General features: G+C 49.3%; 22 protein-coding genes. 4 read left to right on the top strand and 18 right to left on the bottom strand.

Features of this window, described 5'->3' with window-relative positions:
* Nucleotides 1-10: 10 nt before the first annotated feature.
* The 4 genes from HH215_RS05175 to HH215_RS05160 are packed head-to-tail and all read right to left on the bottom strand — an operon-like array spanning nt 11 to nt 2,766.
* Nucleotides 11-910, bottom strand: coding sequence for an ornithine carbamoyltransferase (locus tag HH215_RS05175; protein WP_254450368.1), 900 nt, complete (start codon nt 908-910; stop codon nt 11-13).
* 34 nt (nt 911-944) lie between these two features.
* The gene (locus HH215_RS05170; protein WP_169278939.1) at nt 945-1,679 is read right to left on the bottom strand and encodes a peptide arginase family protein; all 735 of its coding nucleotides are present in this window, start codon (nt 1,677-1,679) and stop codon (nt 945-947) included.
* A gap of 31 nt (nt 1,680-1,710) precedes the next feature.
* Complete coding sequence (locus HH215_RS05165) at nt 1,711-2,358, bottom strand: HAD family hydrolase (protein WP_169278938.1); 648 nt, start codon at nt 2,356-2,358, stop codon at nt 1,711-1,713.
* 24 nt (nt 2,359-2,382) lie between these two features.
* Entirely contained in the window at nt 2,383-2,766 is a 384-nt protein-coding gene (locus tag HH215_RS05160; RefSeq protein ID WP_169278937.1) for an MmcQ/YjbR family DNA-binding protein, read from the bottom strand.
* A gap of 104 nt (nt 2,767-2,870) precedes the next feature.
* On the opposite strand from HH215_RS05160, the gene HH215_RS05155 reads away from it, so the two are divergent.
* Entirely contained in the window at nt 2,871-3,548 is a 678-nt protein-coding gene (locus tag HH215_RS05155) for a response regulator transcription factor (protein ID WP_169278936.1), read from the top strand.
* On the opposite strand, the gene HH215_RS05150 is transcribed toward HH215_RS05155, so the two are convergent.
* The 5 genes from HH215_RS05150 to HH215_RS05130 form a co-directional block, all read right to left on the bottom strand.
* On the bottom strand, nt 3,545-5,146 hold the full coding sequence (locus HH215_RS05150) for an extracellular solute-binding protein (protein ID WP_169278935.1): 1,602 nt from the start codon (nt 5,144-5,146) through the stop codon (nt 3,545-3,547). The two genes, HH215_RS05155 and HH215_RS05150, sit on opposite strands and share 4 nt — an antisense overlap.
* A 96-nt stretch (nt 5,147-5,242) precedes the next feature.
* Nucleotides 5,243-6,298, bottom strand: a complete 1,056-nt coding sequence (locus HH215_RS05145) for a response regulator (protein ID WP_169278934.1) — start codon at nt 6,296-6,298, stop codon at nt 5,243-5,245.
* The gene (locus HH215_RS05140) at nt 6,283-7,995 is read right to left on the bottom strand and encodes a cache domain-containing sensor histidine kinase (protein WP_169278933.1); all 1,713 of its coding nucleotides are present in this window, start codon (nt 7,993-7,995) and stop codon (nt 6,283-6,285) included. Before HH215_RS05140 ends, HH215_RS05145 begins: the two co-directional genes overlap by 16 nt.
* Before the next feature lie 114 nt (nt 7,996-8,109).
* Nucleotides 8,110-8,871, bottom strand: a complete 762-nt coding sequence (locus tag HH215_RS05135) for a B-box zinc finger protein (protein WP_169278932.1) — start codon at nt 8,869-8,871, stop codon at nt 8,110-8,112.
* 29 nt (nt 8,872-8,900) lie between these two features.
* Nucleotides 8,901-9,809, bottom strand: coding sequence for an aldo/keto reductase (locus HH215_RS05130; protein ID WP_254450367.1), 909 nt, complete (start codon nt 9,807-9,809; stop codon nt 8,901-8,903).
* A 168-nt stretch (nt 9,810-9,977) separates the two neighbouring features.
* Between HH215_RS05130 and cdaS the strand changes: the two genes are divergently transcribed.
* Complete coding sequence (gene cdaS / locus HH215_RS05125; protein ID WP_169278931.1) at nt 9,978-10,595, top strand: sporulation-specific diadenylate cyclase CdaS; 618 nt, start codon at nt 9,978-9,980, stop codon at nt 10,593-10,595.
* A 132-nt stretch (nt 10,596-10,727) separates the two neighbouring features.
* Nucleotides 10,728-11,936, top strand: coding sequence for an MFS transporter (locus HH215_RS05120; RefSeq protein WP_169278930.1), 1,209 nt, complete (start codon nt 10,728-10,730; stop codon nt 11,934-11,936).
* A 24-nt stretch (nt 11,937-11,960) separates the two neighbouring features.
* On the opposite strand, the gene HH215_RS05115 is transcribed toward HH215_RS05120, so the two are convergent.
* The 8 genes from HH215_RS05115 to HH215_RS05080 all read right to left on the bottom strand — a co-directional run bounded on the left by HH215_RS05115 (nt 11,961) and on the right by HH215_RS05080 (nt 20,657).
* A complete protein-coding gene (locus tag HH215_RS05115; protein WP_169278929.1) occupies nt 11,961-12,671 on the bottom strand; it encodes an alpha/beta fold hydrolase in 711 nt (236 codons plus the stop codon).
* Nucleotides 12,672-12,682: 11 nt separating this feature from the next.
* Complete coding sequence (locus HH215_RS05110) at nt 12,683-13,285, bottom strand: YqaA family protein (protein WP_169278928.1); 603 nt, start codon at nt 13,283-13,285, stop codon at nt 12,683-12,685.
* Nucleotides 13,286-13,497: 212 nt separating this feature from the next.
* On the bottom strand, nt 13,498-14,259 hold the full coding sequence (locus HH215_RS05105) for an SDR family NAD(P)-dependent oxidoreductase (RefSeq protein ID WP_169278927.1): 762 nt from the start codon (nt 14,257-14,259) through the stop codon (nt 13,498-13,500).
* A gap of 89 nt (nt 14,260-14,348) precedes the next feature.
* The gene (locus HH215_RS05100; RefSeq protein WP_169278926.1) at nt 14,349-14,666 is read right to left on the bottom strand and encodes a thioredoxin family protein; all 318 of its coding nucleotides are present in this window, start codon (nt 14,664-14,666) and stop codon (nt 14,349-14,351) included.
* A gap of 21 nt (nt 14,667-14,687) precedes the next feature.
* Nucleotides 14,688-15,038: a MerR family transcriptional regulator gene (locus tag HH215_RS05095; RefSeq protein WP_169278925.1), complete on the bottom strand. Its 351-nt coding sequence runs from the start codon at nt 15,036-15,038 to the stop codon at nt 14,688-14,690.
* Nucleotides 15,039-15,112: 74 nt separating this feature from the next.
* Nucleotides 15,113-16,429 carry a deoxyguanosinetriphosphate triphosphohydrolase family protein gene (locus tag HH215_RS05090; protein WP_169278924.1) on the bottom strand — a complete coding sequence of 439 codons (1,317 nt, stop codon included), beginning with the start codon at nt 16,427-16,429 and terminating at the stop codon, nt 15,113-15,115.
* A 55-nt stretch (nt 16,430-16,484) separates the two neighbouring features.
* Nucleotides 16,485-18,716, bottom strand: coding sequence for a preprotein translocase subunit SecA (locus HH215_RS05085; protein WP_169278923.1), 2,232 nt, complete (start codon nt 18,714-18,716; stop codon nt 16,485-16,487).
* Between the two features lie 132 nt (nt 18,717-18,848).
* Nucleotides 18,849-20,657, bottom strand: a complete 1,809-nt coding sequence (locus HH215_RS05080) for an ABC transporter substrate-binding protein (RefSeq protein ID WP_254450541.1) — start codon at nt 20,655-20,657, stop codon at nt 18,849-18,851.
* Nucleotides 20,658-20,797: 140 nt separating this feature from the next.
* On the opposite strand from HH215_RS05080, the gene HH215_RS05075 reads away from it, so the two are divergent.
* The gene (locus HH215_RS05075) at nt 20,798-21,043 is read left to right on the top strand and encodes a hypothetical protein (protein ID WP_169278921.1); all 246 of its coding nucleotides are present in this window, start codon (nt 20,798-20,800) and stop codon (nt 21,041-21,043) included.
* 79 nt (nt 21,044-21,122) lie between these two features.
* Here HH215_RS05075 and HH215_RS05070 read toward each other — a convergent pair whose 3' ends face one another.
* Nucleotides 21,123-22,589, bottom strand: a complete 1,467-nt coding sequence (locus tag HH215_RS05070; protein WP_169278920.1) for a stalk domain-containing protein — start codon at nt 22,587-22,589, stop codon at nt 21,123-21,125.
* Between the last annotated feature and the right edge of the window lie 440 nt (nt 22,590-23,029).

The following is a 23,029-nucleotide window of genomic DNA, read 5'->3' as shown; positions in this document are numbered from 1 at the left end:
TTGAAATTACTTAATCTCCGGATGGATTATTTATTCCAAGACAAGCGAGGAGGATTGCTTGTTGCACGTGAATCAGATCGCGCTTGAACGCATGACCGGCGAAATAGTCGGAGTTAATCGCATCATCGCTCACTTCTTCGTTCCTGAAGAACGGCGGGCAAGGATTCAGCAACGCACCTTCATTCGCCAATTTCATTCTGTCCAAAGTGATCTGGTAACGATCGATATATGCTCTTGTTCTAAAAGGTGCAGGCAGAGAATCCGTTAGCACGATATCGCTATTCTCCAATACGGCTTCTAGCTCCGTATGAAAACGATAGTTAAGGTTATCCAAGCTTAACCGTTCGCCTTCCACGCACGCATGGTTAAAGTTCAAATCCATTGCTTGAGCGATATGTCTCCATGAATTGCAAATATTCCCCGCCGGACCTACGAATGTATAAACCAATTTTCGATAATCGCTTCTCATTCTACTGATCCGGTATAAGTCGCTTATAATCTCGCAAGGATGATTGACCGAACTCATCGCGTTAATAACGGGGATCGTTGCCTGTTCCGCCAGTTCCTTCATTTTGTTGAAATCGGCGTGCCTTACGATTACGCCATCGCCCCAATTCTGGATATACTGCATGACATCCTCCAGACTCTCCCTCTTGTCCAACGTTTCCGGAGGAAACAGAATACTATCGCCCCCGAGATCTTTAATTCCTTTCTCGAAAGTCAATCGGGTACGAATGCTGGATTCGGGGAAAAAGAGCACGAACGTGCGACTGCTTAAGATAGACGAGTTCCTGTTCCGTTTAAGTTGGTCGGCAGCATCGAAGATGCCCAGGATCTGTTGTTCGGAAAGTTGATCGATGTTCAAAAAGTGCATTTTCATTCCCCACGCTCCTTCCTCCGGAGTTTCCATGAAGGGCTCTCCCCTATTCGAATTTCTTCCCAAATCACCATTTCTCCGCAACCGCGAGGTCTAAGCCGAATACTTCCAAGAACAACCGGTACAATCGTTCGCAATTGCCATCCCCTCCGCAGAACGCGGGTGATAAGGCGACGGTAATCAGATCATAGGAATAGAGATCTCTTAAATATTCGAGTTCCTCTCTTATCTGCCTATCCGGTTTCAACTCCACGTTAGCCGGATCGCTCGGATCGGCTTTGAATACGTCCAAATCCAAATCTAAAATGACGGAATTAGCAGGTTCAAATACCCGCAACCTATCGGAATCGCTTGAGATCATCGCTTTGAATTCCGCGATCGACTCGAATCTCTCCCCCGCATAGTCTCGCTCGGCTAGTATTTCTTTCACAGGCTTCAATTGTTCGCCGTTCATATTCCAATTGGACAGATCGAACGGATCCGATTCATCCGCTTCCTTAGGGCAGACGTAGATAATCCGATCGATCAACCTTGCCGCGAAACCGGCCCAAATGAAATTATCGATCTCAAGTTCGCCGGCCACTCGCATATAATCCGATACGTCGTTCATATGCTGCAGGCCCGGAGCGACGACGCCATCCCATGTATCGTCCAGATGAGCGTCGACATGCAACAAAGTCGTCCGCGGGCCTATCCACCCCGCCTGCTTCGCCATCGCCCAAGCCGCGAAAGCCCATTGGTGGTTTCGGGTAATATAAACCCTCCTCCTCGGAAAACAGACCCGATAATCGTGCTCGAACATACCTTTTCCTCCTGAGAACTAACCTTCTCCTCTACAACTCTAGTTGATCCAGGTTAATATCCCTTATCGATGTCACGACTCGATCCGCCGCGGTCAAATCTTGATTTCCCGAATTTTCGTTCACGTACCCGATACACTTCATTCCCGCTGCTTTCGCCGCTCTGATTCCGTTCCTGGAATCCTCAATCACGACGCAATCGCTTGGCGACACGCCTAAGAGCTTCGCGGCTTCAAGAAATACATCCGGCGCCGGCTTTCCATTCTCGACCTCTTCGCCGCTTACGATGCTGCTGAAGTAATGTTCGATTTGAAATTTAGATAGAACTTCGGCAATAAACAGCCTAGGCGATGAAGAAGCTAGGCCGATCGGTACGTTAAGCTGCTTCAATTCGCGAAGAAGATCCACGATTCCATCAATAGGCGCAATAGGACTTTCCTTCAAAATTTTGATTTTTGTCGAGAGCTGGTAGTCTATTATTTCCGCTACGGACTGAGACAACTTATATTCCTCGATAAGAATCGTCCACATTTCCGGATTCGTCATCCCGACGAATCTTTCCAACTGTTCTTTGGAAATCTCTGTCCGATAATGCCGCATCGTGAGAATATCGACTTCGAAATGAATCGGCTCGCTATCTATGATAACCCCGTCCATATCGAATATAAAAGCTTTGAACATGAACAACTTCCCCATCCCATTCGTCTATTTGCGCTTAGGTTTCGCTCTGTTTATGTAGGCATCTCCGATGATGCTCTCGATCTCTTCCCACCGCGCGTCACGATCCAATCTTATTCCAATCCACCCTAGATGCGCAACATATGCCGGCAAGAAATAGACGTCCGGATTGGATTGAACGAGTATCGTTTGAACGTCCGAATCCGCAGCGCACCATAACGCGATTCTACCGTCGCCGTGGTGATTGTCGTGGTATTGAACGAAGCTTTTTTTCTCCTTGTAGAAGAACGTCGGAGCGCCATGGCTTAATCTTTCGCTAACATTCGGGAAAGACAAGCACAATTGCCTAATCCGTCTAAGCAAATCTTGGTGGAACGGCGAATCAACGCCAAGCTTGTCCGTATCTGCCATATAACTCTCTCCCTTTTCCTTTCTGTTTCATACACCGATTCTATCCTACTCGTTCCTATGGTATAATTTTCTACAGATTAGCCAGAACAAAGGGGAACGAATTCATGGAAGGAACTGAAAAAGAACACTTGCGGATCTTGCTTGCCGACGACCATCCGATGTTACTCGAAGGCCTGATCTCGATTCTTCAATCCGAAGAAGGATTTGAAGTGGTCGGGCAAGCAGCGGACGGGCAGGAAGCGATAAGATTAGCCGAGCAGCTACAGCCGGATGTTATCTTGATGGATTTCAAGATGCCCGGGAAATCCGGCGTCGATGCGACCCAAGAGATCATTGCGACATCGCCTCATATCGGCATTCTAATCTTAACGATGTTCGACGACGATATGTCCGTCTTCTCCGCTATGAGAGCGGGAGCCCGCGGTTACCTGTTGAAGGGAGCCCGCAGGGAGGAAATCGTCCGCGCCATTCGTACGGTCGGAGACGGAGAGGCGATCTTCAGTGCGACGATCGCTCGCAAAATGATGTTTTACTTCGACGCCATGACCAAAGATATGCATAGAAACGCCCTATTCCCGCAATTAACGGAACGGGAAAAAGAGATTCTGGAATGGATCGCGATCAATCTCAGCAACCAGGAAATCTCTCAACGATTAGGGTTATCGCTGAAGACCGTCCGGAACAACGTTTCCAATATTCTGAATAAATTGCAAGTCGCGGATCGCACGCAAGCGATCATAATGGCCCGCGAGGCCGGACTCGGGAACGGTTCGGGAGCTTAGTCCGATGCCTTAAAGATATCCCCGACCTGACTGGAACGATCCCACTCGTTAACCTCTCTGGTAATATCCGCCCCGCCCTGCTCGTTCCACTGACGAACGAAGTCATCGAAGGATTCGATGGGGACGTTCCCGTAGATCATCTTAAGCATCGTCTCCTTCTCGAGCTTCTGCAGCAACGCCCATTTGAGAGTCATCGTCGGCGTATAGGGTCCTACGAATTGATTGCTGTGCGAATATTTCACTTGGCTCAACGTAACGAGTTGCCCCTCCAGGAAATTGCGGGAAGTCGTGCCTGCCATTTTCCTCTCAAAGGGGGTGTTGTTGTTGCCTTTAAGCACCCTGCTTTCTATGCTTTCCCCCTGCATGACGCCAGGAGGCGTGCTACCAGGCGCAATTAGGAAAAAATTCGCGATCGTGTTCGTTGCCCCGTCAAATTCATAATCGTATTTCCCGTCCTTTAAGAGATAATCGTAACCATCCGCGTAACCGTTGGCAAAATCGGATTCCAAATCTTCGATCAACACTCCGTACACCTGATCCATATAAGCGAACATAGCATCCATATAGGAAAATCCCTTACGGAAAAAATAAGCTCCGTAAGAAATCTGGGAACCGATCTTCCCGATCTTGCCGTCCGGTCCGGCCGGATATGGAATCGGCTTGATCTCGAAATCGGGTTCGTCGATTTTCATCTCCTGTAATGGCCACCCCCCCATCCATCCGGGGCCGGATATGATACCCGCTTTACCCGACATGAATAGCTGAACCGCCTCCTGCTCGTCGTGCGTGCCGAAGTTCGGGTCCAGGTAACCTAGACGGTACCATTCATTCAGGTGCGACAAAGCTTTCTTGACCGAGGGTTCGACGGATCCGTAAGCAAGCGATCCATCCGCCTTGCGATTCCATTGGAAGGGTTGATCCCCGTACATACCGAATAACAAAGAAGCATCGCCCATCCAACCGTTTAACGTGCTCTTGCCGGAAAGCGCGAAGCCGATCGTATCTTGTTTGCCGTTGCGATCGGGGTCGTCATAGGTGAAAGCATGTAGAACCTTCTCAAGTTCCTCGATCGTCGTAGGCGGAAGCAGCCCGAGCCGATTTAACCAATCTTGCCTGATCCATAGGATAGGCGAGCCTACCTTTTCATCGGAGATTTGCGGAATGCCCCAGATCTTCCCTTTATACGTTACCGTCTTCCACACATCGGGATTTTTATCGTAAGCCTCTTTAATGCGTGCCGGGGCAGAGGTACGGAAAGCCTCTTCTATATCCATTACCTTCCCCGACTCTACCAAATCGCCCAGTAGATCCGGAATACTCTCATGCATGACGAACAGCACGTCCGGAAGCTCCTCGTCATTAGATAAAGCCAGCTTGATTCTCGTAGACAACCCCTGATTCTGATCCGATACAACCCACTTGTTCACCTGGATAACGCCAAACCGGTCTTTAGCCCATCGCGTAATCGGGTTATTTTCCATCGTATCGTCAAATCGTAATATGTCGTAGTCTCTCAAGGCCTTCGCCGTGGTGACGATTACCGGAGGATCGTATTTGACTTGCGGTATAGCTTCCAATGGTCCTATTGTCTCAGTCACCGAAGATGTGCAGCTCCCAATGAAAAGACACGAAGCCATCATGAGGAAGGGGACCGTTTTATTGAACGATTTAATTTTCATCCTAACACCCGCTGCCTACAATGGAATTTGTAAAGTCAGAAGAGAGCCGACGCGTTCATCCTGGCTCGCCTTAAGTTCCATATTGCCGCCAAGCTGCTTAACCCGTTCACGCATGCCGGTTAGCCCTAAACCCGGTTTCTCCCCATCGAACGAAGCCCCGTTATTCCACAGCTTAAAAAGCAATCGTTCGTCCTGGAAAGTCAGATCGAATTCGAATTCGTTCGCTTTGCCGTGGCGCAAACCGTTCGTTATCCCTTCCTTAAGAGCAAGGCTAACGATTTTGATACACAAAGGATCTATGATCGTAAAAGGCAATTCGATGGAAGACGTTATCGAGACGTTAGCCAATGCCTTGACTTCGGATAGGTAACGCTCAAGTTCGACTTCAAGATCAAGACCTTCATCCTTGCTCTTCATCGTGCTTAGCGCTTGACGAACGTCCGCAAGTCCTTGCCTTACGAGTTCCTGCGTTTGCTTCACCCGCTCCAAGCCGCCTTCTTTCTTCGTTTCCAGCAGCCTTTCGGCAATTTCCAACTGCACGATCGTGTTCGTCAGCGTGTGTCCCAGAATATCGTGCAGGTCGTATGCGATTCTTCTGCGTTCCTCCAGCACCGAAATTTCAGAAGCCTGCTCCAACCATTCCATTCGGGATCGCTCCAACATCTTTCTTCTCTGATTGTTCAAGAGATCGCTAACGAGCGGCAACAATTCCTCATCCCGAACCGGCTTAAGCAAGTAATTCGATGCCTGCAATTCGATCGCGCGCCTGGCATATTGAAATTCCGCGAAACCGGTCAGCAGAATACAATCGATATCAGGCCAGCCCTCGCGCACTTTCTCGATCAGTTCGAAACCGGACATGACGGGCATCTGAATATCCGTGATAAGAAGATGGATCTCCTGATTGCTCAGAATATTCAACGCTTCAATTCCCGAATGGGCTCCGAACACTTGACTCACCCGGTACTTCTCCCAAGGAATGGTCGTCATCATACTCTCGACAAGATGCTTATGATCATCCACTATCAATATTGAAAAAATAACGATTCCCCCTGCTAAAGCTTTTTCCATCGCAATTCGACCTTCAAACCGCCGCCGTCCGATGGCGATACTTTAACGCCTGAATCCGAGCCGAATTGGTAGCGCAGCCGTTGATTCACGTTCCACAACCCGACATGTCCATCGTCTTTAACGGAACTGTCCAGTCGCAGATTGATCTCCGCGCATTCTTCTTCCGATAATCCCATTCCATCGTCCGTCACCGTAATCGACCACCATACCTCCTCTTCGATACCGGCAATTCGAATGGAGCCGCCTCCGAGCTTGGACTCCAACCCATGAACGATCGCGTTCTCGACGATCGGTTGGATCAATAACCTCGGAATCGGCATATCCAACAACGAATCGGGGACATCGACGGAATACTGAATGTTATCCAACTGATAATTCATAATATCGATATAAGAAGTAACGAACGCGATTTCATGCCGAACCGTCGTCGTCATCGTGACGTTACGCGTCGTATATTTATAATAATCGGCCAAGCTATAGGCCATAGAGATGACCGGCTGCGTTCGATTCATTTTCGCCATGCTCACGATATACGCCAAACTATTATGTAGGAAATGAGGATTAATCTGCGATTGCAATTGTTTCATGACCGCTTCGTTCGAACGTATCTCTTCCAAGTAAACTTTCTCGACGAGATGCTGAATCTGCTTAGCCATTTCATTGAATTGGAAGACTAGCACTTGGAATTCCTTGACCGGTTTCTTGCGGAAGCGCTCCGAGAAATTTCCGCGCTTCAAGCTCAGCACGCTCTCGGTTAAATGTTTAATCGGAAGCTGTACGTTCAGATGCAGCAAAATAACGCTTACAGCGCCGAACGTCAACAGAATCGCCACGATAATGTAGAAGAGCTGGCGACTCTTCGTCACGGGTGCCAAAATGTCTTGCAGCGGCACGTAATCGATCACGGTCCAGTTCAGCTTCTCCGACTTGTTGAAATAGACAAGAAATTTCTTGTCGTCTAGCCGTATCTGCTCGTGATTGGCAATAGCCGACGATTGCTCGAAATCATAAGATTTCGTTATGAGCTCGGCCATCTCTACGTTCGCCGAGTCGTTATATACGAATTGGTCGGAGTTATCGTAGAAGAAAGGATCGTTGTTCCCCTCGAGCTTATATTCATCCAGCAGCGAAATCAGATTATCCTCCATGAGATCAACTTCCACGATGATGGTTGCCTTATCCGGATTAGAGAGGCTCTGGTAAGGCTGAACAAAATGACGGGTAAACGCCCGTTTGGTTATTCCGCTGTCCGTAATCGTTCTTAACGTCCAACGGGTGCTTAAGTTATGCTTCAAATACTCAGCGTCGTAAACCAGGGGACCGTCCGAGGAGACTGCGTGTCGCGAAGGCGGTAAATAGACGTTAATTCGACTCATTTTGTTAACGGATAGGCTGAACAACCCGAGTTTTTGTTCTATCGTCTCTAGTAAGGTAGCATATTCAAAGCGATTCATCGTATTCGAATATAAGGCGAATTTGGTGAAATCGGGATCTTTCGAAATCAAGTTCGACAGGTTCGACACCTGGTCCATCATTCCTTCGATTTTCAGCATGAACTGACTTAGCCGATCCTCGTTGGCAATGTTGATCTGGTTCGTGATGACTTTAGTGCTGAGTTGAGTGGAGTATACGAACAATAGAATAACCGGGGTCATTAGAACGAACAGAAGCAAATACATCTTGGTTATGAATTTCATGAATCCTCCCGGATATCCGGCTTGGATGTAGAGATATCTCGAGTATACCATATCGAATATGCCGATAGAATAAATTGTTATTCGGAGCTATTTTCGCACAATTACTTCCAGTAATTAGTATTGAATCTCCTCGTCCTTTTTCACCCGATAACCGACCGTAATGCTTCCGATCATCCCGTTATCTTCCGTTACCGATTTTCCCTTATCGAAATCATTTAAATATTTGTCGTTCCATAGTTGTACGTAGTAAAGTCCTCTAACAAAATAATACTTAGTCCGATCCTTTGCGACTTGACTGAACCCCTGATCTGCTAGAATCTCTGCGGCTTTCTCCATCGGATCGCCGGCTTTGAAACCGAATAAAATATCGGACGAGTCGGCCGTTGTCATCGTCTTCACCAAAGACGACCGACCTAACGTTTCGGAATATCGGCCGGATACGTCTAGCTTGGGATATATAAAATTCATCTCGCAGCCGAAACATCCAACCGTCGGGTCTCTTCCCATTCCATAGCGATTTACGATCTCCGATCTGTCCATGAAGAGATGAATGCCGTTAAATTCAATACCGATCATTTTCTGCTTGAATCGATAGGCTTTCGTTTGTTGCAGAACTTCATAGACTCCATAGACAAGCAAAAGAACGATCAAAACCGCGCATGTAACGATGAAGCTTTTGCGCTTCAGAAAATACAACTGGGGAGAGAGCCGGAACGGTTCCGGTTTCTTAGCAAGGTTGCCGTTCCCGTGGTCAAGTCCGCAACTCCAGCAATAGACCGGATAATCCCTATGATTGCATCGCAAGCACAAGGGCTTATCGCAATGACCGCATCTGAGGAGCGACGCTTCCGCCGGATGATAGTAACAACTCTCCATTCCCTCATCTCCCCCGTTACCTCTATCCCTTACCTCGCAGGCGAACAGCCTACGCGATCGAGACGACGTTTGGCTTCCTCGTACACTTCAGCCGATAATGAACCTTTAAGTGCATAACGAACGTTGTCTTCCAAATGTTGCGGATTTTTCGTACCGACGATCGTCGTCGACAATTTCGGATGCGTTAGGGTAAATCTCAGCAAAAAACCCGTACGGCTCTCTCCCTCGTCTAACAGTTCGTCCAAATTCGCGAGCTCCCAGATCGACCAACGATCCATCGAACCTAATCCGGCACCCGGTTCGCCGCGACCGACTCCTCCGCGCACGATCACTCCGGCCCCTTTTTCCCCTGCCTTGACGATGATCTGTTCGTGCTCCCTCTCCAATGCCGAATACGGGATTTGGAAAGTATCGAAATCTCCCGTTTCGATATAGGAAATAATGTGCGGCAGATAGGTCGATATCCCGATCGAACGAACCTTGCCCGTGGCCTGAATTTCCTTCAGAACGTCTACGAGTCGGCCCTCTTCCGTCTGTTGCAAGGTCGGTCCATGAAGTTGCAACAGATCTATGTAATCGGTTCTCATCCGCCGCAAGCTCGTATCGACGTTATGCAACAGATTATCCCTTGTCCACACATGCGGAGTTTCGTCATGATCGCCGTGATCGACCAACGTACATCCGCACTTCGTCGCCAGGATATATTCGTGCCTCCGATGACTAATATACTTGCCGATCAACTCTTCGCTTCGACCGTAATCGTACGAGGTATCAATGAAATTAATCCCTTGGTCAAGCACCGCGTTTAGAATCCGTTCCGATTCCGAATCGGTTACGGGTCTGCCGTTCCATACCCGGGGACCGCGAATTTCCATCGCCCCGAAACCTAGCTTGGTGACTTGCAAATCCGTTCTGCCCAATTTCGCTTTTTCCAACACTCTAATCACGCTCCTCTTTTCCGTTTTGTTCCTAGTTTTATTGTACTGGAAAACTTTACGTAAATTAAAGCTAATTTCATTGGTGGATAGACGATGACACTGAATACTTAATCAAAGTTATCTACATCCTAATCCGAAGCAAGCCTGTTCAAGGAGAGGAGAAGTCGAATGTCGACAACCGCGAATAATTGCGATTTCTCGCCAATGAAGAAAATCATCAAAGAAGATATCCAGCAAATGATCGAGAACTTGGGCGCCTTGATCGAAATTCTCGATCAAGACGGAGATTGCCTGCTGGGCGATTTCGAGAAAGTCAAAAAAAACTTTCAGCATATCGAATCGAGCGCGGCCACCTTTTATTTGAACTGTTATCTCTCGCCCTACATAGAACGGTATACGGATCTGTCCCTTTCCATCCGCAGTTTGTCCGACAGAAGACATGGCGCCTTGATTGCCGTCGAACGCAGCGATCCGCTGGATAGCTTGCTTCAGCCGGGCATTCCGATAGGCGCTCCGATCACGCACTCCCTGCTGGAATCCATATTCTATCCCGGCAGTCCGTTGCATGACGGAGCCGTGCATATTAAAGCCAATCAAATCGTCTCCGCCAAAAACATACTCCCCTTGACGGGCGCTCAAGGAAATGACCGGATAACGGGCACTCGTCATAGAGCCGCTGTAGGTTTGTCGGAACTTAGCGACGCCATTGTGCTTGTCGTTTCGGAGGAAACAGGCAAAGCCTCCTTCGCGAGCAAAGGACAGCTCTATTCGGTGATTTCACCGTGAGAGACGCTTAACCGGGCAACCTTTTCCGATGTTTAAACCTCGTTTCCGCTGACAATACTACATTGCGTAATCAATAATGCCGACCGGAATAGATGGATATCACCCTACTCAGGTTGATGGTGGAGGAACACGATGGAAGCCCGCAAGAAATGGGATCTACTCTCGATAGCATCGATTCCTTTAACGATGACGCTTGCCAACTCGATGCTTATTCCGGTATTGCCTGCGATGCAGAAGGCACTGCGCATCAGTTCCGTGCAAGCAAGCTTGATCATTACGGCTTACGCTGCCGTTGCCATCTTGTTTATCCCGCTGGCGGGCTATTTGTCGGATCGGTTCAGCCGAAAGGCGGTTATTCTTCCAGCGCTGCTTCTTGTGTCCGTTGCCGGTCTGGGCGCAGGTTTAGCCGCATTATGGATAGATCGGGCTTATTACTATATTCTGGCGGCCAGGTTGTTCCAAGGCTTAGGTTCGGCAGGATGCTTCCCCGTCGTCTTGCCGCTGGTTGGCGACTTGTTCCGCAGGGAAGAAGATGTCAGCAGCGGATTGGGCTTAGTGGAAACCGCGAACACGTTCGGGAAAGTCGTCAGCCCGATCCTCGGAGCGACGCTGGCGATCTGGTCGTGGTACATTCCTTTTTTCGCGATTCCCGTGTTTAGCATGCTTTCGTTCGTGCTCGTTTTGTTTTTGGTCAAATCGCCGTCGAAGGATAAAGATGCCCCTCCCGCCAGCCTAAGAAATTTCCTTAAGTCCCTCTTCGCTATCCTTCGGTTAAAAGGCAAATGGCTGTACGGCATCTTCGCGATCGGTTGCATTAGTATGTTTATCGTCTTCGGAAGCTTGTTTTATTTGTCCGAGACGTTGGAAAATCTGGGTACGAAACCGATCATTAAAGGGTTAATTCTGGCGATCCCGCTAGCCGGGTTATGTCTCGTCTCGTATTTAAGCGGCAAATGGATCGGTCAGAACAAGCGAATCATGAAGTGGACGAGTTTGCTTGGATTAGTACTGTCCTCGGCTTCGTTGTTCGCCTTAGCTCTCATGGACCGGGAGCAAACTTGGTGGATCGTGCTCCTGCTAGCCGTCGCATCCGCCGGTATCGGCGCCGCGCTTCCGAGCTTGGATGCTCTCATCACCGAAGGAATAGACAAAAAACAACGAGGCACGGTTACCTCGTTGTACAGCAGCATGAGATTTATCGGAGTCGCCGCCGGGCCGCCGGTCAGCGCATTGTTAATGCGAAATTCGATGTCGAGCTTGTTCCTCGTCATCGCTATTGCAAGCTTGGGCGCCGCGCTTATTAACGCTTTCGCGATTCGACCCGGACAGAAGAAAGATTGATCGAGCTTTGCGTTGTAACTTTTTTCATGAGAAGTTAATAAAATCGCTAATTACCCGAAACAACAATTCCTTCTCCGTGCTTCTGATATTATGACCCGACCGGGAGAACTGTTGTACCTTGAGTTTGCCGTTCATGGATTTGTATTGCTTGATTCCCTCGTCGTCTAACAGACTGCCTTCAAGCATTCCTCGCAGGACGAGCATTCTCTTATCGAAAGGGTAAGCGAGCGTTCTCTGAATCGATTCGTTTCCGATTCCCCTCACGGCCTCCGGACGAATGTTTCTTTGTCTCGAGAACGGAATCAAATATTGATGGATGTATTCATCCACCCAACCGGCGGGCATCTGCTTGTGTTCCGCTGGATAATCCTGCAAGACCAATGACATGATTTGCGAAGCGTTGTTCCCGGCATATCCGAGCGCATAGGATACGCCTCTCGAATATGCGAAGAGATGAAAGCGATTCAATTGTGCATCCCTAACCACGGCTTCGATATCCGATATATGCGGCTTTAGATCATACCCCGAATCAGGCGTACTGCTCTGTCCCCTGCCGCGGAACGACAAAGCGACGCACGTCCTGGGCGATAAATATTCCATGAGCTCCATGTATTCTTCGGCTGTTTCGGACAAACCCGGACAGATGAGGACAGGTACGGACGATGAATGCTCGTTTGCAACTAAATAATGGATTCGAACTCCATCGTGATCGACGAAACTAGACCGTACCTCCAATGACGCTCACCTCAGCCTTCATGGATATCGTTCGCAATCGTTTGCTCGCGCTCGCGTTTATTCTTTAATTTCTTTCTCCATAATAACACGATTACGATAATGGGAACGGCTATGGCGAAAATATACAAGCTGACGTCGTGAACCATGTTTTCCGCCGCTTTGCCGTAGAAATAGAACAAAACACCGACCGCATAGAATTTAACCGCTCTTCCGACAGCAGCGTAGATCAATAGCCGCCAGAGAGGAAAATTCATTGCCCCGGATAGGATGGTGAACACTTTGAATGGGATCGGCGTGAAGGAACCGATAAGAATGGCCGTCTCCCCGCTTTTTTGAAACATTTTCGTCGCGGAATCGACCCATGACTTCTTCAGTAATTTATACAATACGGAATGGCCTAACAGCTTCCCGAGCATGTATCCGAACGGCGTTCCGATCAAACAAGCGATGTATCCTACGGTAGCCAACCATAGCGCGTTCGAAGGGTGAAGGAGACTAAGCGGAACTTGGAGAAAAAATGCGGGAACCGGGAAAAAAACCGCGTCGGCGAAGGAATGGATAAACAACCCCCACACGCCGAAATCCAGTAAATAATCGATGATGTCCTGAACCATGGCTGCATACTCCTATCAAAGCTTCTCTCATTTTGTAGAACATCACGCGTTTCGTTATCGTAATAAATGAAATGTCCATATAAGCATACCGATCGAGCTCGACATACACAATGATTCTAAGTCCAGACCTTAACTAAGACCTAAGACGGGTTATAGGCAAAAAAAGACGACTCCCTATACTACGGGAATCATCTAAATAAGTTACAAAAATTTTAAATGGACGGCATGACGTTGCCGCCGCTGACCGGTACGTAAGCTCCCGTAATAAAGCTCGCCAGATCCGAAGCAAGGAAAGCGACCGCGTTCGCGATCTCCTGATCCGTTCCTCTACGCTTGAGAGGTACGGTTTGCTCATAGGATTCGCTGTGCTCCGTTTTGTTCGCGCGATCGCGCTCGCTGATCGTCCAACCCGGCGCCACTTGGTTTACCGTAATTTGGTGTTCGCCGATTTCCTTGGCCAGAACGCGGTATACGCCGTCCATCCCCCTCTTGCCGGCAATGTATGCCGATTGGGTCGGGAAATTTTGCATTACGCATTCCGTATTAATTCCTACGAATCTTCCCCATTTCTGCTCCATCATGGCCGGAGCGAACGCTTTAGCTAAATATACGCTCTGCATGACGCATGAATCGAATTGGCTCGCGTAGTCTTCCGGCGCCTGTTCGAGAATGCTCGTCCACTGGTACTGCACGACCGCGTTAGCGACGACGATATCGACGGTACCTAGGTTTTCTTCGATAACGGCTTTCATTCCAAGGATAGATTCCAGGTTCGTAACGTCCGCCTGCACGATGACAGCACGACTCCCGAAGGAATGTATCTCATCCTGCAATTCGAGCGCTTGCGCTTCATTGCTGCGGTAATGGATCGCGATGTTAGCCCCGCACTTCGCCAGCGTTCTTGCCATTACCCGGCCAAGTTGCCCGGTGGCTCCCGTAATTAACGCCGTCTTATTCGTCAAATCGATCTGCATGGAAGGAATCCCCTTTCTCTACTCTCCTTCCATGATAGGCAATTTTAAGCTAAAAAACAACAAAAGCCGCGAGGTCGCGGCTCCCTGTCTTACATATATTTGGCGATCAAATTTTCGTAAACCGCCTTCGGGCGAAGCCCGACCAGCTTCTCGACCGGAACGCCGTTGTGAAACGCGATCACGGTCGGCATCGACATCACGCCGAACTCGGATGCAGCATCCGGCGACTCGTCGCAGTCTACTTCGAGTACGGTTAGTTTGTCGCCATACTCGTTGCCGAGTTCATCCAGAATCGGCTTCAGCACTTTACACGGCGGACACCATGTCGCCCCGAAATCGACCAAAGTGACGCCTTGTTGTTTCAAGTTCGTCTGTAACGTGTTCTCATTGACGGCTAACATAGTCATTCCACTCCTCCAATACCGGGTTTATAGATCTTCCCGTATCGATCGAATTCGGTCCTCCAGGTTCGATTTGATCTGGCTTAACAAATGAATTTGATCGTCGATTTCCTTTAGCTTCGAGTTGAAGATGGGCAGCACTTCTTCGCAGAACGCTTCCTTGTTCTTCAATACGCAAGTGAGGAAACTGGCGATTTGTTCCGTCGAGATGCCAAGCGCCAAATAAAACCGAATCGTACGGACTTGTTCTTCCGCCAAGGGGGAGTATTCCCGGTAACCGTTATCCATCCGAATCGAAGTCAGCAGCTTCTGCTGCTCGTAATATCTTAAGGAACGAATGCTAACTCCGGTTCGCGCGGACAATTCCCCGATTTTCATCTTAGTTCCCCCTTCGGCGATCGATACAAACCAAGTATAAACCCTGACATTACTGTCAGGGTCAAGCGGAAATATTAATCCCTTTCGTAGATCGAACCCGAGCGGCTAGCGAAAAATTCGGCGTATACTTTCTCGGCGTAAGCATCCGTCATGCCCGAGATATAATCGGCCGCAAGCCTTTCCCATGGCCATTTTTCTTTCTGCGCCTCGTAGCTTTCCACCCAATCCGGCGGAATGATCAAGCGACCCGTCTCCTCTTTCTTGAAGCTCCCCCATAGCCGTTCGATCATCACTTCGCTTCGCTTATGGAGCCGCTGAACCCTGAAATCTTTAATTAACGTCACCCACGCAAGCTTCTTCAAGATTTCGATCGTTCGCATCAGCTCCAAGTTTTGTTTGCCTTCGCGGACTAACGTAACCTTCTTCCATCCCGTCTCGGGATCATCGATGATGCCGACTTCGCTCGCGAATCGGCGCACCCACCGAGCCTTCATTTCACGCCGCGTTCGCGAGGGCTCGCGATCGCACTCCGCGTATATCGTTTCCCATTGCTCGAAGTAATTCATGAGAACCTGCTTGACCATTGCGGCTTGATCCACGTTGTCCCAATTCGACTCGGAATAGCTCGGGTCGTCCGTTATTTCTTTAAGCACGTGAGCGACAAGCCGGTCGTCTTCGAAAAACACCCGATCCATCTGAATCTTGCCTGCCCGGATTCCGTCTTCCAGATCGTGGGTGGAATAAGCGATATCGTCGCACAAGTCCATGAGCTGAGCTTCCAGCGTCGCCATGTTGCCTGGCATCCCCCATACTTGGCGCAAGTGCTCGATTCCTTCCCATTCCTTGCGATAGACGCCTTTCAGTCTCCCGGGCTCATCTATGCATTGCGGATATTTGTTAATGGCAAGCAGCACGGAAGCCGTTAGGTCCAAACCGCTGCCGCTTCCCGCCCGTTTCTCCAGAAACATCAGAATCCGGAAGTTCTGCGCGTTACCTTCGTACTTCAAACCATGCTCTACCTGAAGAAGGCGGTTCAGCACCTCTTCCCCCTTGTGGCCGAACGGAGGATGGCCTAGATCATGAGCCAGCGAAGCGCACTCCACCACATCGGGGTCGATCATCAGGCCCGGGTGCTCCTTCTTCGACAAGTACTCGAATTGTTTAACCAATCGACGCGCGACTTCTCTGGCAATCTGGGATACCTCGAGCGAATGGGTAAGTCTCGTTCGGTAGTAATCCCCGGATCCCGCGCCGAACACTTGAGACTTGCCTTGCAATCTTCTGAACGCCGGCGATTGAATGAGTCTGGCATAATCCTTCTCGTATTCGTCGCGGTCTTCGCCAGAGTAGATATTTTCCGTATCGTACAGCCTCATTTTGCGTACGTTCATCCCGTTCCCTCTTTCCTACATATGCGTGTTCAAAAAATCAGGTTTTCAGCATCGTCTATAAGCCGAAAATGTTCGTTTTCTTCTCCATGAACTGGTCTTGGATAATATAGGTCCACGTACGGGAAGGCACCTTCAACCCTTCCTTCTCCCAATCGATCTGATCCTGAGAGTCCTTGGCGTTCAGCTTGCTTAACGACTTAGCCGTTTCCTTCTCTATCTTATCCGGCAACTGTTCGAATGCGTGAATGATCCGGTGATGGAATTCGTCGACAGGATTTCGGTTCGCCAAGCTTTCCAAGTGAATTCCCTCGCGAATATAGGAAACGTATGCCAGATGATCCGACCAGCCCCGGTCGATGTGGTACAGTCTGGCGTACTTCTCCGCTGCGCTCATCGAATCGTCGTTGTGCAATACCTCTTCGCGCTGCAGCTGATGAATCCGGCGCTGCTCTTCGACCATGTCGGAGTACTTGTTTAACGTCTTGCGCATCTCGAAATTTTGCCCCATGACGACCCGTTGAATGTGGTCCGTCTTCTTATGGAATACGGACGCTTCCAGTTGTTCGTCCTGTTTCTTCGTCCGATAGCCGGCTGGAATCGCCTTCTCGATACCGAAACGGCTGATCAGCTCGTCCTCCAAGCAAACATAGAAGCGAGACGAACCCGGATCTCCTTGCCTGCCCGCGCGGCCTCTTAATTGATTATCGATCCTTGCGCTCTCATTCATATGCGTGCCGATGACGTATAGACCGCCTAACTTGGCCACTTCTTCCGCTTGCTTCGGCTCTCCGCCGCCTAGCCGGATATCGACGCCGCGTCCCGCCATGTTCGTGGATACCGTTACCGCGCCTAGCTCTCCGGCCTTGGCGACGATCTCGGCTTCCTTCTCGTCGTTCTTCGCGTTCAACACGTGGCAAGGGACGCCCGCCTGTTTCAATTGCTCTGCCAATTGATCGGATTCTTCGACGCTGCTCGTTCCGATCAATATCGGCCGCTTCGTGGCATGTACTTCGGCAATCTCTTTCACCAGCGCTTTAAGCTTCGCTTCTTTATGGGTATAAATACGGCTTTCGTAGTCGATGCGGATTCTTGGCCGGTTCGGCGGAATTTCGACTACGCTTAAACCGTAGGTTTCTTCGAATTCGTCGGCGGAATCCTGCGCGGTCGCGGTCATTCCGCTGATCTTAGGGTACAGACTCAGCAAATGCTGCAGCGTGATCGTTCCCAATATTTTACCGGACGACTTCGTTACCATGCCTTCCTTCGCTTCCACGGCGGCTTGCAGGCCATCCGGCCAATGTCTGTTCTCCGCGATCCGCCCCGTATAGAGATCAATCAGTTCCAGCTTTCCGTCGCGAATCATGTAGTCCACGTCTCGCTTTAACAACGATTCCGCGTGTAGGGCACAATTTAATGCCGTTAACAAATGACTATTATGCGATTCGTATAAGTTGCCGCTTCTTAAGAGCTGCTCGGCTTTCTCGGCTCCGGCTTCCGTCAGGAACACGTTGCGCTTGTTCTCGTCGAAGTCGTAATCCTCCCCGAGCGTCAGCTGCCTCGCCAAATTAGCCATTCGGCTACCGTCACCGCCCGTCGTAGCGACTTCTCCTGCGATCACGAGAGGGACTCTCGCTTCATCGATCAAGAGCGAATCGGCTTCATCCACGATCGCGTAGTGAAACGGACGATGGACGATATCTTTCGCATTCATCGCGATCGTATCGCGCAAATAATCGAATCCTGCTTCCTTGGCCGTCACGTAAGTAATGTCCGCTGCGTAAGCTTGCTGTTTCTCTTCCGTAGACATCCCATCCTTAACGAAACCTACGGTTAATCCGAGGTAGCGATAGACCGGGCCCATCCACTGGGCATCCCGCCCCGCCAAATAATCGTTGAACGTAAGAACATGTACGCCTTTGCCTTGCAGAGCATTCAAGTATGCAGGCATAACGGCGGCAAGCGTCTTGCCTTCGCCCGTTTGCATTTCGACCAAATGTCCTTCGTGAAGGGCGACGCCCGCCATATATTGCACGTCGAACGGCCGCATTCCAAGCACCCGACTGGCCGCTTCTCCGGCGAGCGCGTAGGCTTCCACGAGAAACTCGTCCAATGGAACTCCGCTTTGCGCTTTGCTTTTCAGCTTTAACGATTCGGCCTGCAATTTATGATCGTCCCATGATTGCATATTCAATGCGCCGATATCCCGCAGTTTGTCCGTATACGATTTGAGTTTATGCTGCACGAAACGATCTTTGACCTTCTGAACTAGCTTGCTCGCGAAATTCATCGGCTTTAATCCTCTCTGTAAAAAACGATAATGACTTTATTATAGAGATTACGTCAAACATTTCATAGCGTTGCAACGAACGCCAATATTTGTCGAGCTTTCATTAACAATGAAGCATCCTACCGGGATCGATCATTGCGCGTTTTGCAACCAAATCTCTTTGAAGTCCATCCACCCTAACGAGTTAAGCCCTACTCCCTTGACCGAAGGATGACTAAAAGTACTTTGCTTCTTATGAAGGAGGAAACAAACATGCGATTCCTCCCGCAGTCGATCTTCGATGCCGTCTAAGACGCGACGCCGGAATTGCGGATCCCTGCTAGCTAGCGATAGGTCGATCTGCTCCAAAATCCATTGATGCATTCGCGGATGAAGATGCTCCCTCAGAAAATTCCCCGACTGTTCGTAGTTCTCGATCTCGCATACTTCATCTACGGCGAAGATGACATTAAACAGTATCCCGTCCACGTTAGGCACCACTCTCGGTTTCCTTACGGTAAAATACGTCTCCGTCTGAACTTTCAGATTAATTCCGAATTCAGCGCAACGTCTTTCGATCCATCTCGCGTCCGTTTCATTGGATCCGTAAGTACACAGGATAATCTCCTCGCCAACATAGCCTGACTCCGCTAACAATCTTTTCGCTTCATCGGCGTCCGACTCTTCTTCCATGTGAGGAGTAAGCTCGGTAGGGCGGAAACCTCTCGCCGGATACATTCTTTCCTCGCCCAGATCTTCGATCAACTGCTTCCTGTTCAACATGAGTTCGAAGGCGCGTCTAAATCCATAGGCTTGTTGAGGCCCTTGCTTCTTCATATTCCAAGAAATCATCATGCACCCGCGACATAAGGACTCCAGCTTGTTCCACCTGTCGCTGTCGCTTTCGCTTTGATCCATCTGATTCTGATTATGAACGAGTTGCTGCCAATGGGCGCCCTTGGAAAGTTTCGCGGTTTCTTCCGGCATGAAAGCGATAATCACGCGATCAAGATGAGCGCGGCCGGAATAATAGTCGGGGTTAGCCGCCAACTCGCAGCAATCCTGTGTCCATTGGATGAACCGGAAAGGTCCCGTTCCTATCGGTTTATGCCAGAATGCCGCTTCATCGGCTTGCACTAACTCTTGCGGCAAGATCGATAGCCCCGCCGTGCCGACATACCTCAGAAAGATATGATTCGGGCGATTCAATACGATGCGAACCGATCGCGGGGAGATGCAATCCACTCTAAGAAGTTCGCGCGTTAACCACTTCTGCGGAGTGTCATCGCGTACCCGTTCCAGCGTAAACTTCACGTCCTCGGGCCGAAGCTCCCTGCCATGGTGGAATCGAATGCCTTTACGAAGGTGGAACGTCCATTCCGTTGCTTCCAAGTTGGATTCCCATGCATGAGCTAAGCCGGGTAGGATATTGCCCGTATAATGATCGTACTCTACCAGACGATCGAACACTTGCCTAATGACGTGCGAATCGAAAGCGCAGTAGACTCTCGACGGATCTGTCGTCAATAACGGCATATATACCGGAAATCTCAACGTGTCCGCCGAATGATTGCCGTTCGTATGCTCGGCTTGATAACCGAAATGATCGTTGAGCCAATGAACGAATCGATCGGTCGCCATCGTTCCGTCGCTGTTCGATCGCAGCAGTTCGAACGCCTGCTTGTACTCTCCTTTACGCGCCATTTCTTGTGCCCAATTCATCAAGAGTTCGTTCTTATCCCCTAGAAACGCAAGCCGCGAAACATTGCCTCGCCCTCGGCCGGGATGCCAAGAAATCAAACCTTCATCCACGAGTTTGCGGATAATGATCTTCGCGTTTCGAGGCGTGCAGAACAGCGCGCTTGCGACTTCGTCGGCCGAAACCTCAATCTCGGCGCGGCTTTCCGCGTTTATCCCCCATTTATTTAGCAACATTAAATACTTTTCCGCCGAATTGTGCATCAATGGAAAACCTCCCCCGTATCGGGTTCATTTTCGACATTTCGTAAAAGGGGAAATAGGAAACCGGAACTGTTCACTTTTTTTCCTCTTTTACTTACAGCATAATCAAATTCATAAAGCATCGCAAGGAGGCAGTCAATATGTTTAACCATTATCAAGACTTACGAGACTTGTCGGAGCAACGTCACGCGGAATGGGAACGGTTGATTCAAGAGCAATCGGATCGGCAACAGTGGGAATCGGAGCATCGTTACAATCGGGGAGCTCCCTTACGAGGACTATCGAAAATACTCCCTTCGAATTGGTTTAATCGGATCGACAGAAACCAATCCGCGAATGCAAAAGAGGGCAACTCTCGTTGCCCTGCGACTTTGCCGAATCACTGAACATCCTAACAAGAAGATCATGATCGTTATTGATCGTTATTGCGCCACACTCTAATCGTCCTTAGTCATCGCCTTAGTGTTATTCGCCTTGCTCAATCGTAATCGAATAGGTTGCCGGCTCCCAATCCACTTTAGCCCCAATCGTCTCTCCGATCACCCTTAGCGGCACCATCATGCTTCCTCTTAAGGAAATCGGCTTCTGATCGGAGGGAATCACTTTGCCGTTAACCGACGTTTCGCCCGTTACGGAGTTCAAGACGATCGTCGTATCTCCTTTGCTCGCCATTACCGATCTTGTAGGAACGTCCCATTTTACTTTTACGCCTATTTTCTCGAAAACGCCCCGAAGAGGCACGTAGGTCGATTGATTGACGACGATCGGCGGAACCGGCATAGTTACTTCTTCGCCATTCAATACGATCCGAATCGGATTAGGAATCGGTTGAGGCGTTTCGATCCTTTCATCTATTACGCCTAAGCCTGTATTGCCAAAAAAATTCTGTCCCCAAGACATCACGCGTCCGTCTTCCAACAATGCGAAATGATGACTCCAGGCATCGCTTACCTTTGCGGCTTTTTCAATTCCGCTAACCTGTTTATACGTACCGCCGTTTTGGTCATTTTGCCATTGCCAGACTGTGCCGTCCGATTTCACGGCGGAGTAGGAGGATATCGAGATGATGTCCGATAGATCTTTCACTTGAACCGGCTGCAATAGAACGGTTGATTGATCGGGAGAATAATTACTCCACGTCCATACCGTACCATTAAAGCTTAACGCAACTCCCTTATCTCCGGCATCGGCAACCGCGGCGAATTCGCCGTTACCCGTTAATCTGGCAGGCGGGCGAACTTCATCGGTCGCGTTAGCCGTATATTTCTTAATGCCCCAGGACCAAATCACGCCGCCGTTATCAAGCGCAATCGACCCGAATTGACCCGCATCGAGCGCGACAATTGGTGGCAAACCCTCGACCTTAACCGGTAGTAGCGCGTTATTACGAGAATCGATGCCTAGTTGCCCTTGATCGTTTCCTCCCCATGCCCACACCTTTCCTTCTTCGTCTATTGCCAAACCGTGAGTACTACCGGCGGAAATAGCTTTAATGCCCGATAATCCTTTGACTTGAATAGGCTCAAGACTTATATTGTCGTTTTGTACGCCGTTTCCGAGCTGACCATGTTCATTCGCGCCGCTTGCCCATACCGTTCCGTCTTTTTTCAATACTAAATAGAAGCGATCGCCCCTCGAAATTTGTTTCACTTGCTCGATAGGTAATTTGACCGGCGAGAATGCGGATGAATTCGCGTAATAAACTTTGGACGCATTATACGCCCCCCACGCCCAAGCGCTCCCGTCTTCCTTTACCGCAAATCCGTCGAACTGCCCCGCTTCTATCTGCGTTACATTCGAGAAGAGCTTATTGGATGGAGTCGATAACTCTTTCCCGCTCGCATTGGAGGACCAGGGAAATCCCCATTCGGCTAAAAAGGCTACGATCAGCACCAATATCATTTTCCATGACCAAGTTTTACTTACTTCCACCTTCGACCACTCCGTCCTATTTCTAATTTCTAGTCTCTTCGATATAGACGTAAATTTTCCAGAAAAGTTGTAATGCGACTAATAGACTGAACGAAGAAAGCTAGGCTTGGTTTCTAACGGCAACCACAGCCCCTATTTGGTCGAAAACAAGTGTTTTAAAATTCTAATGGAGATACGAGCCCCTATTTATGCTCAATGAGCAAGTTTTCACTAAAAAACACGCAATAAGAGCGCGCATTTCCGTTAGATTTTGAAAAGAGCCTTTTTGAACAGAATAACGTCTGCTACCTCCGTTAGATGGAAGCTGGTTTAGCGAGCCCAAAATACTAAGCGAATCCTAATGCGATTTCCCTACGGGGGAACGTTAATTCGGTAAAAATTTCAGAAATAATAAGCGAAATTTCTAGAACACAATTTCTGGAACAAAAAAAACGAGCCCG

The sequence above is a fragment of the Cohnella herbarum genome, assembly GCF_012849095.1.
GTDB classification, from domain to species: Bacteria; Bacillota; Bacilli; order Paenibacillales; family Paenibacillaceae; genus Cohnella; species Cohnella herbarum.
This window is presented reverse-complemented; position numbering and strand designations above follow the sequence as displayed.

Bases quoted from the DNA above. Each gene is read 5' to 3' on its own strand.
- HH215_RS05075 (WP_169278921.1), top strand. From the start codon at position 20,798: ATGTTTAACCATTATCAAGACTTACGAGACTTGTCGGAGCAACGTCAC.
- HH215_RS05105 (WP_169278927.1), bottom strand. From the start codon at position 14,259: ATGCAGATCGATTTGACGAATAAGACGGCGTTAATTACGGGAGCCACC.
- HH215_RS05080 (WP_254450541.1), bottom strand. From the start codon at position 20,657: ATGCACAATTCGGCGGAAAAGTATTTAATGTTGCTAAATAAATGGGGG.
- HH215_RS05145 (WP_169278934.1), bottom strand. From the start codon at position 6,298: ATGGAAAAAGCTTTAGCAGGGGGAATCGTTATTTTTTCAATATTGATA.
- HH215_RS05090 (WP_169278924.1), bottom strand. From the start codon at position 16,429: ATGAACGTACGCAAAATGAGGCTGTACGATACGGAAAATATCTACTCT.
- HH215_RS05095 (WP_169278925.1), bottom strand. From the start codon at position 15,038: ATGAAAATCGGGGAATTGTCCGCGCGAACCGGAGTTAGCATTCGTTCC.
- HH215_RS05175 (WP_254450368.1), bottom strand. From the start codon at position 910: ATGGAAACTCCGGAGGAAGGAGCGTGGGGAATGAAAATGCACTTTTTG.
- HH215_RS05160 (WP_169278937.1), bottom strand. From the start codon at position 2,766: ATGGCAGATACGGACAAGCTTGGCGTTGATTCGCCGTTCCACCAAGAT.
- HH215_RS05100 (WP_169278926.1), bottom strand. From the start codon at position 14,666: ATGACTATGTTAGCCGTCAATGAGAACACGTTACAGACGAACTTGAAA.
- HH215_RS05135 (WP_169278932.1), bottom strand. From the start codon at position 8,871: ATGGAGAGTTGTTACTATCATCCGGCGGAAGCGTCGCTCCTCAGATGC.
- HH215_RS05155 (WP_169278936.1), top strand. From the start codon at position 2,871: ATGGAAGGAACTGAAAAAGAACACTTGCGGATCTTGCTTGCCGACGAC.
- HH215_RS05110 (WP_169278928.1), bottom strand. From the start codon at position 13,285: ATGGTTCAGGACATCATCGATTATTTACTGGATTTCGGCGTGTGGGGG.
- HH215_RS05165 (WP_169278938.1), bottom strand. From the start codon at position 2,358: ATGTTCAAAGCTTTTATATTCGATATGGACGGGGTTATCATAGATAGC.
- cdaS (WP_169278931.1), top strand. From the start codon at position 9,978: ATGTCGACAACCGCGAATAATTGCGATTTCTCGCCAATGAAGAAAATC.
- HH215_RS05120 (WP_169278930.1), top strand. From the start codon at position 10,728: ATGGAAGCCCGCAAGAAATGGGATCTACTCTCGATAGCATCGATTCCT.
- HH215_RS05140 (WP_169278933.1), bottom strand. From the start codon at position 7,995: ATGAAATTCATAACCAAGATGTATTTGCTTCTGTTCGTTCTAATGACC.
- HH215_RS05085 (WP_169278923.1), bottom strand. From the start codon at position 18,716: ATGAATTTCGCGAGCAAGCTAGTTCAGAAGGTCAAAGATCGTTTCGTG.
- HH215_RS05170 (WP_169278939.1), bottom strand. From the start codon at position 1,679: ATGTTCGAGCACGATTATCGGGTCTGTTTTCCGAGGAGGAGGGTTTAT.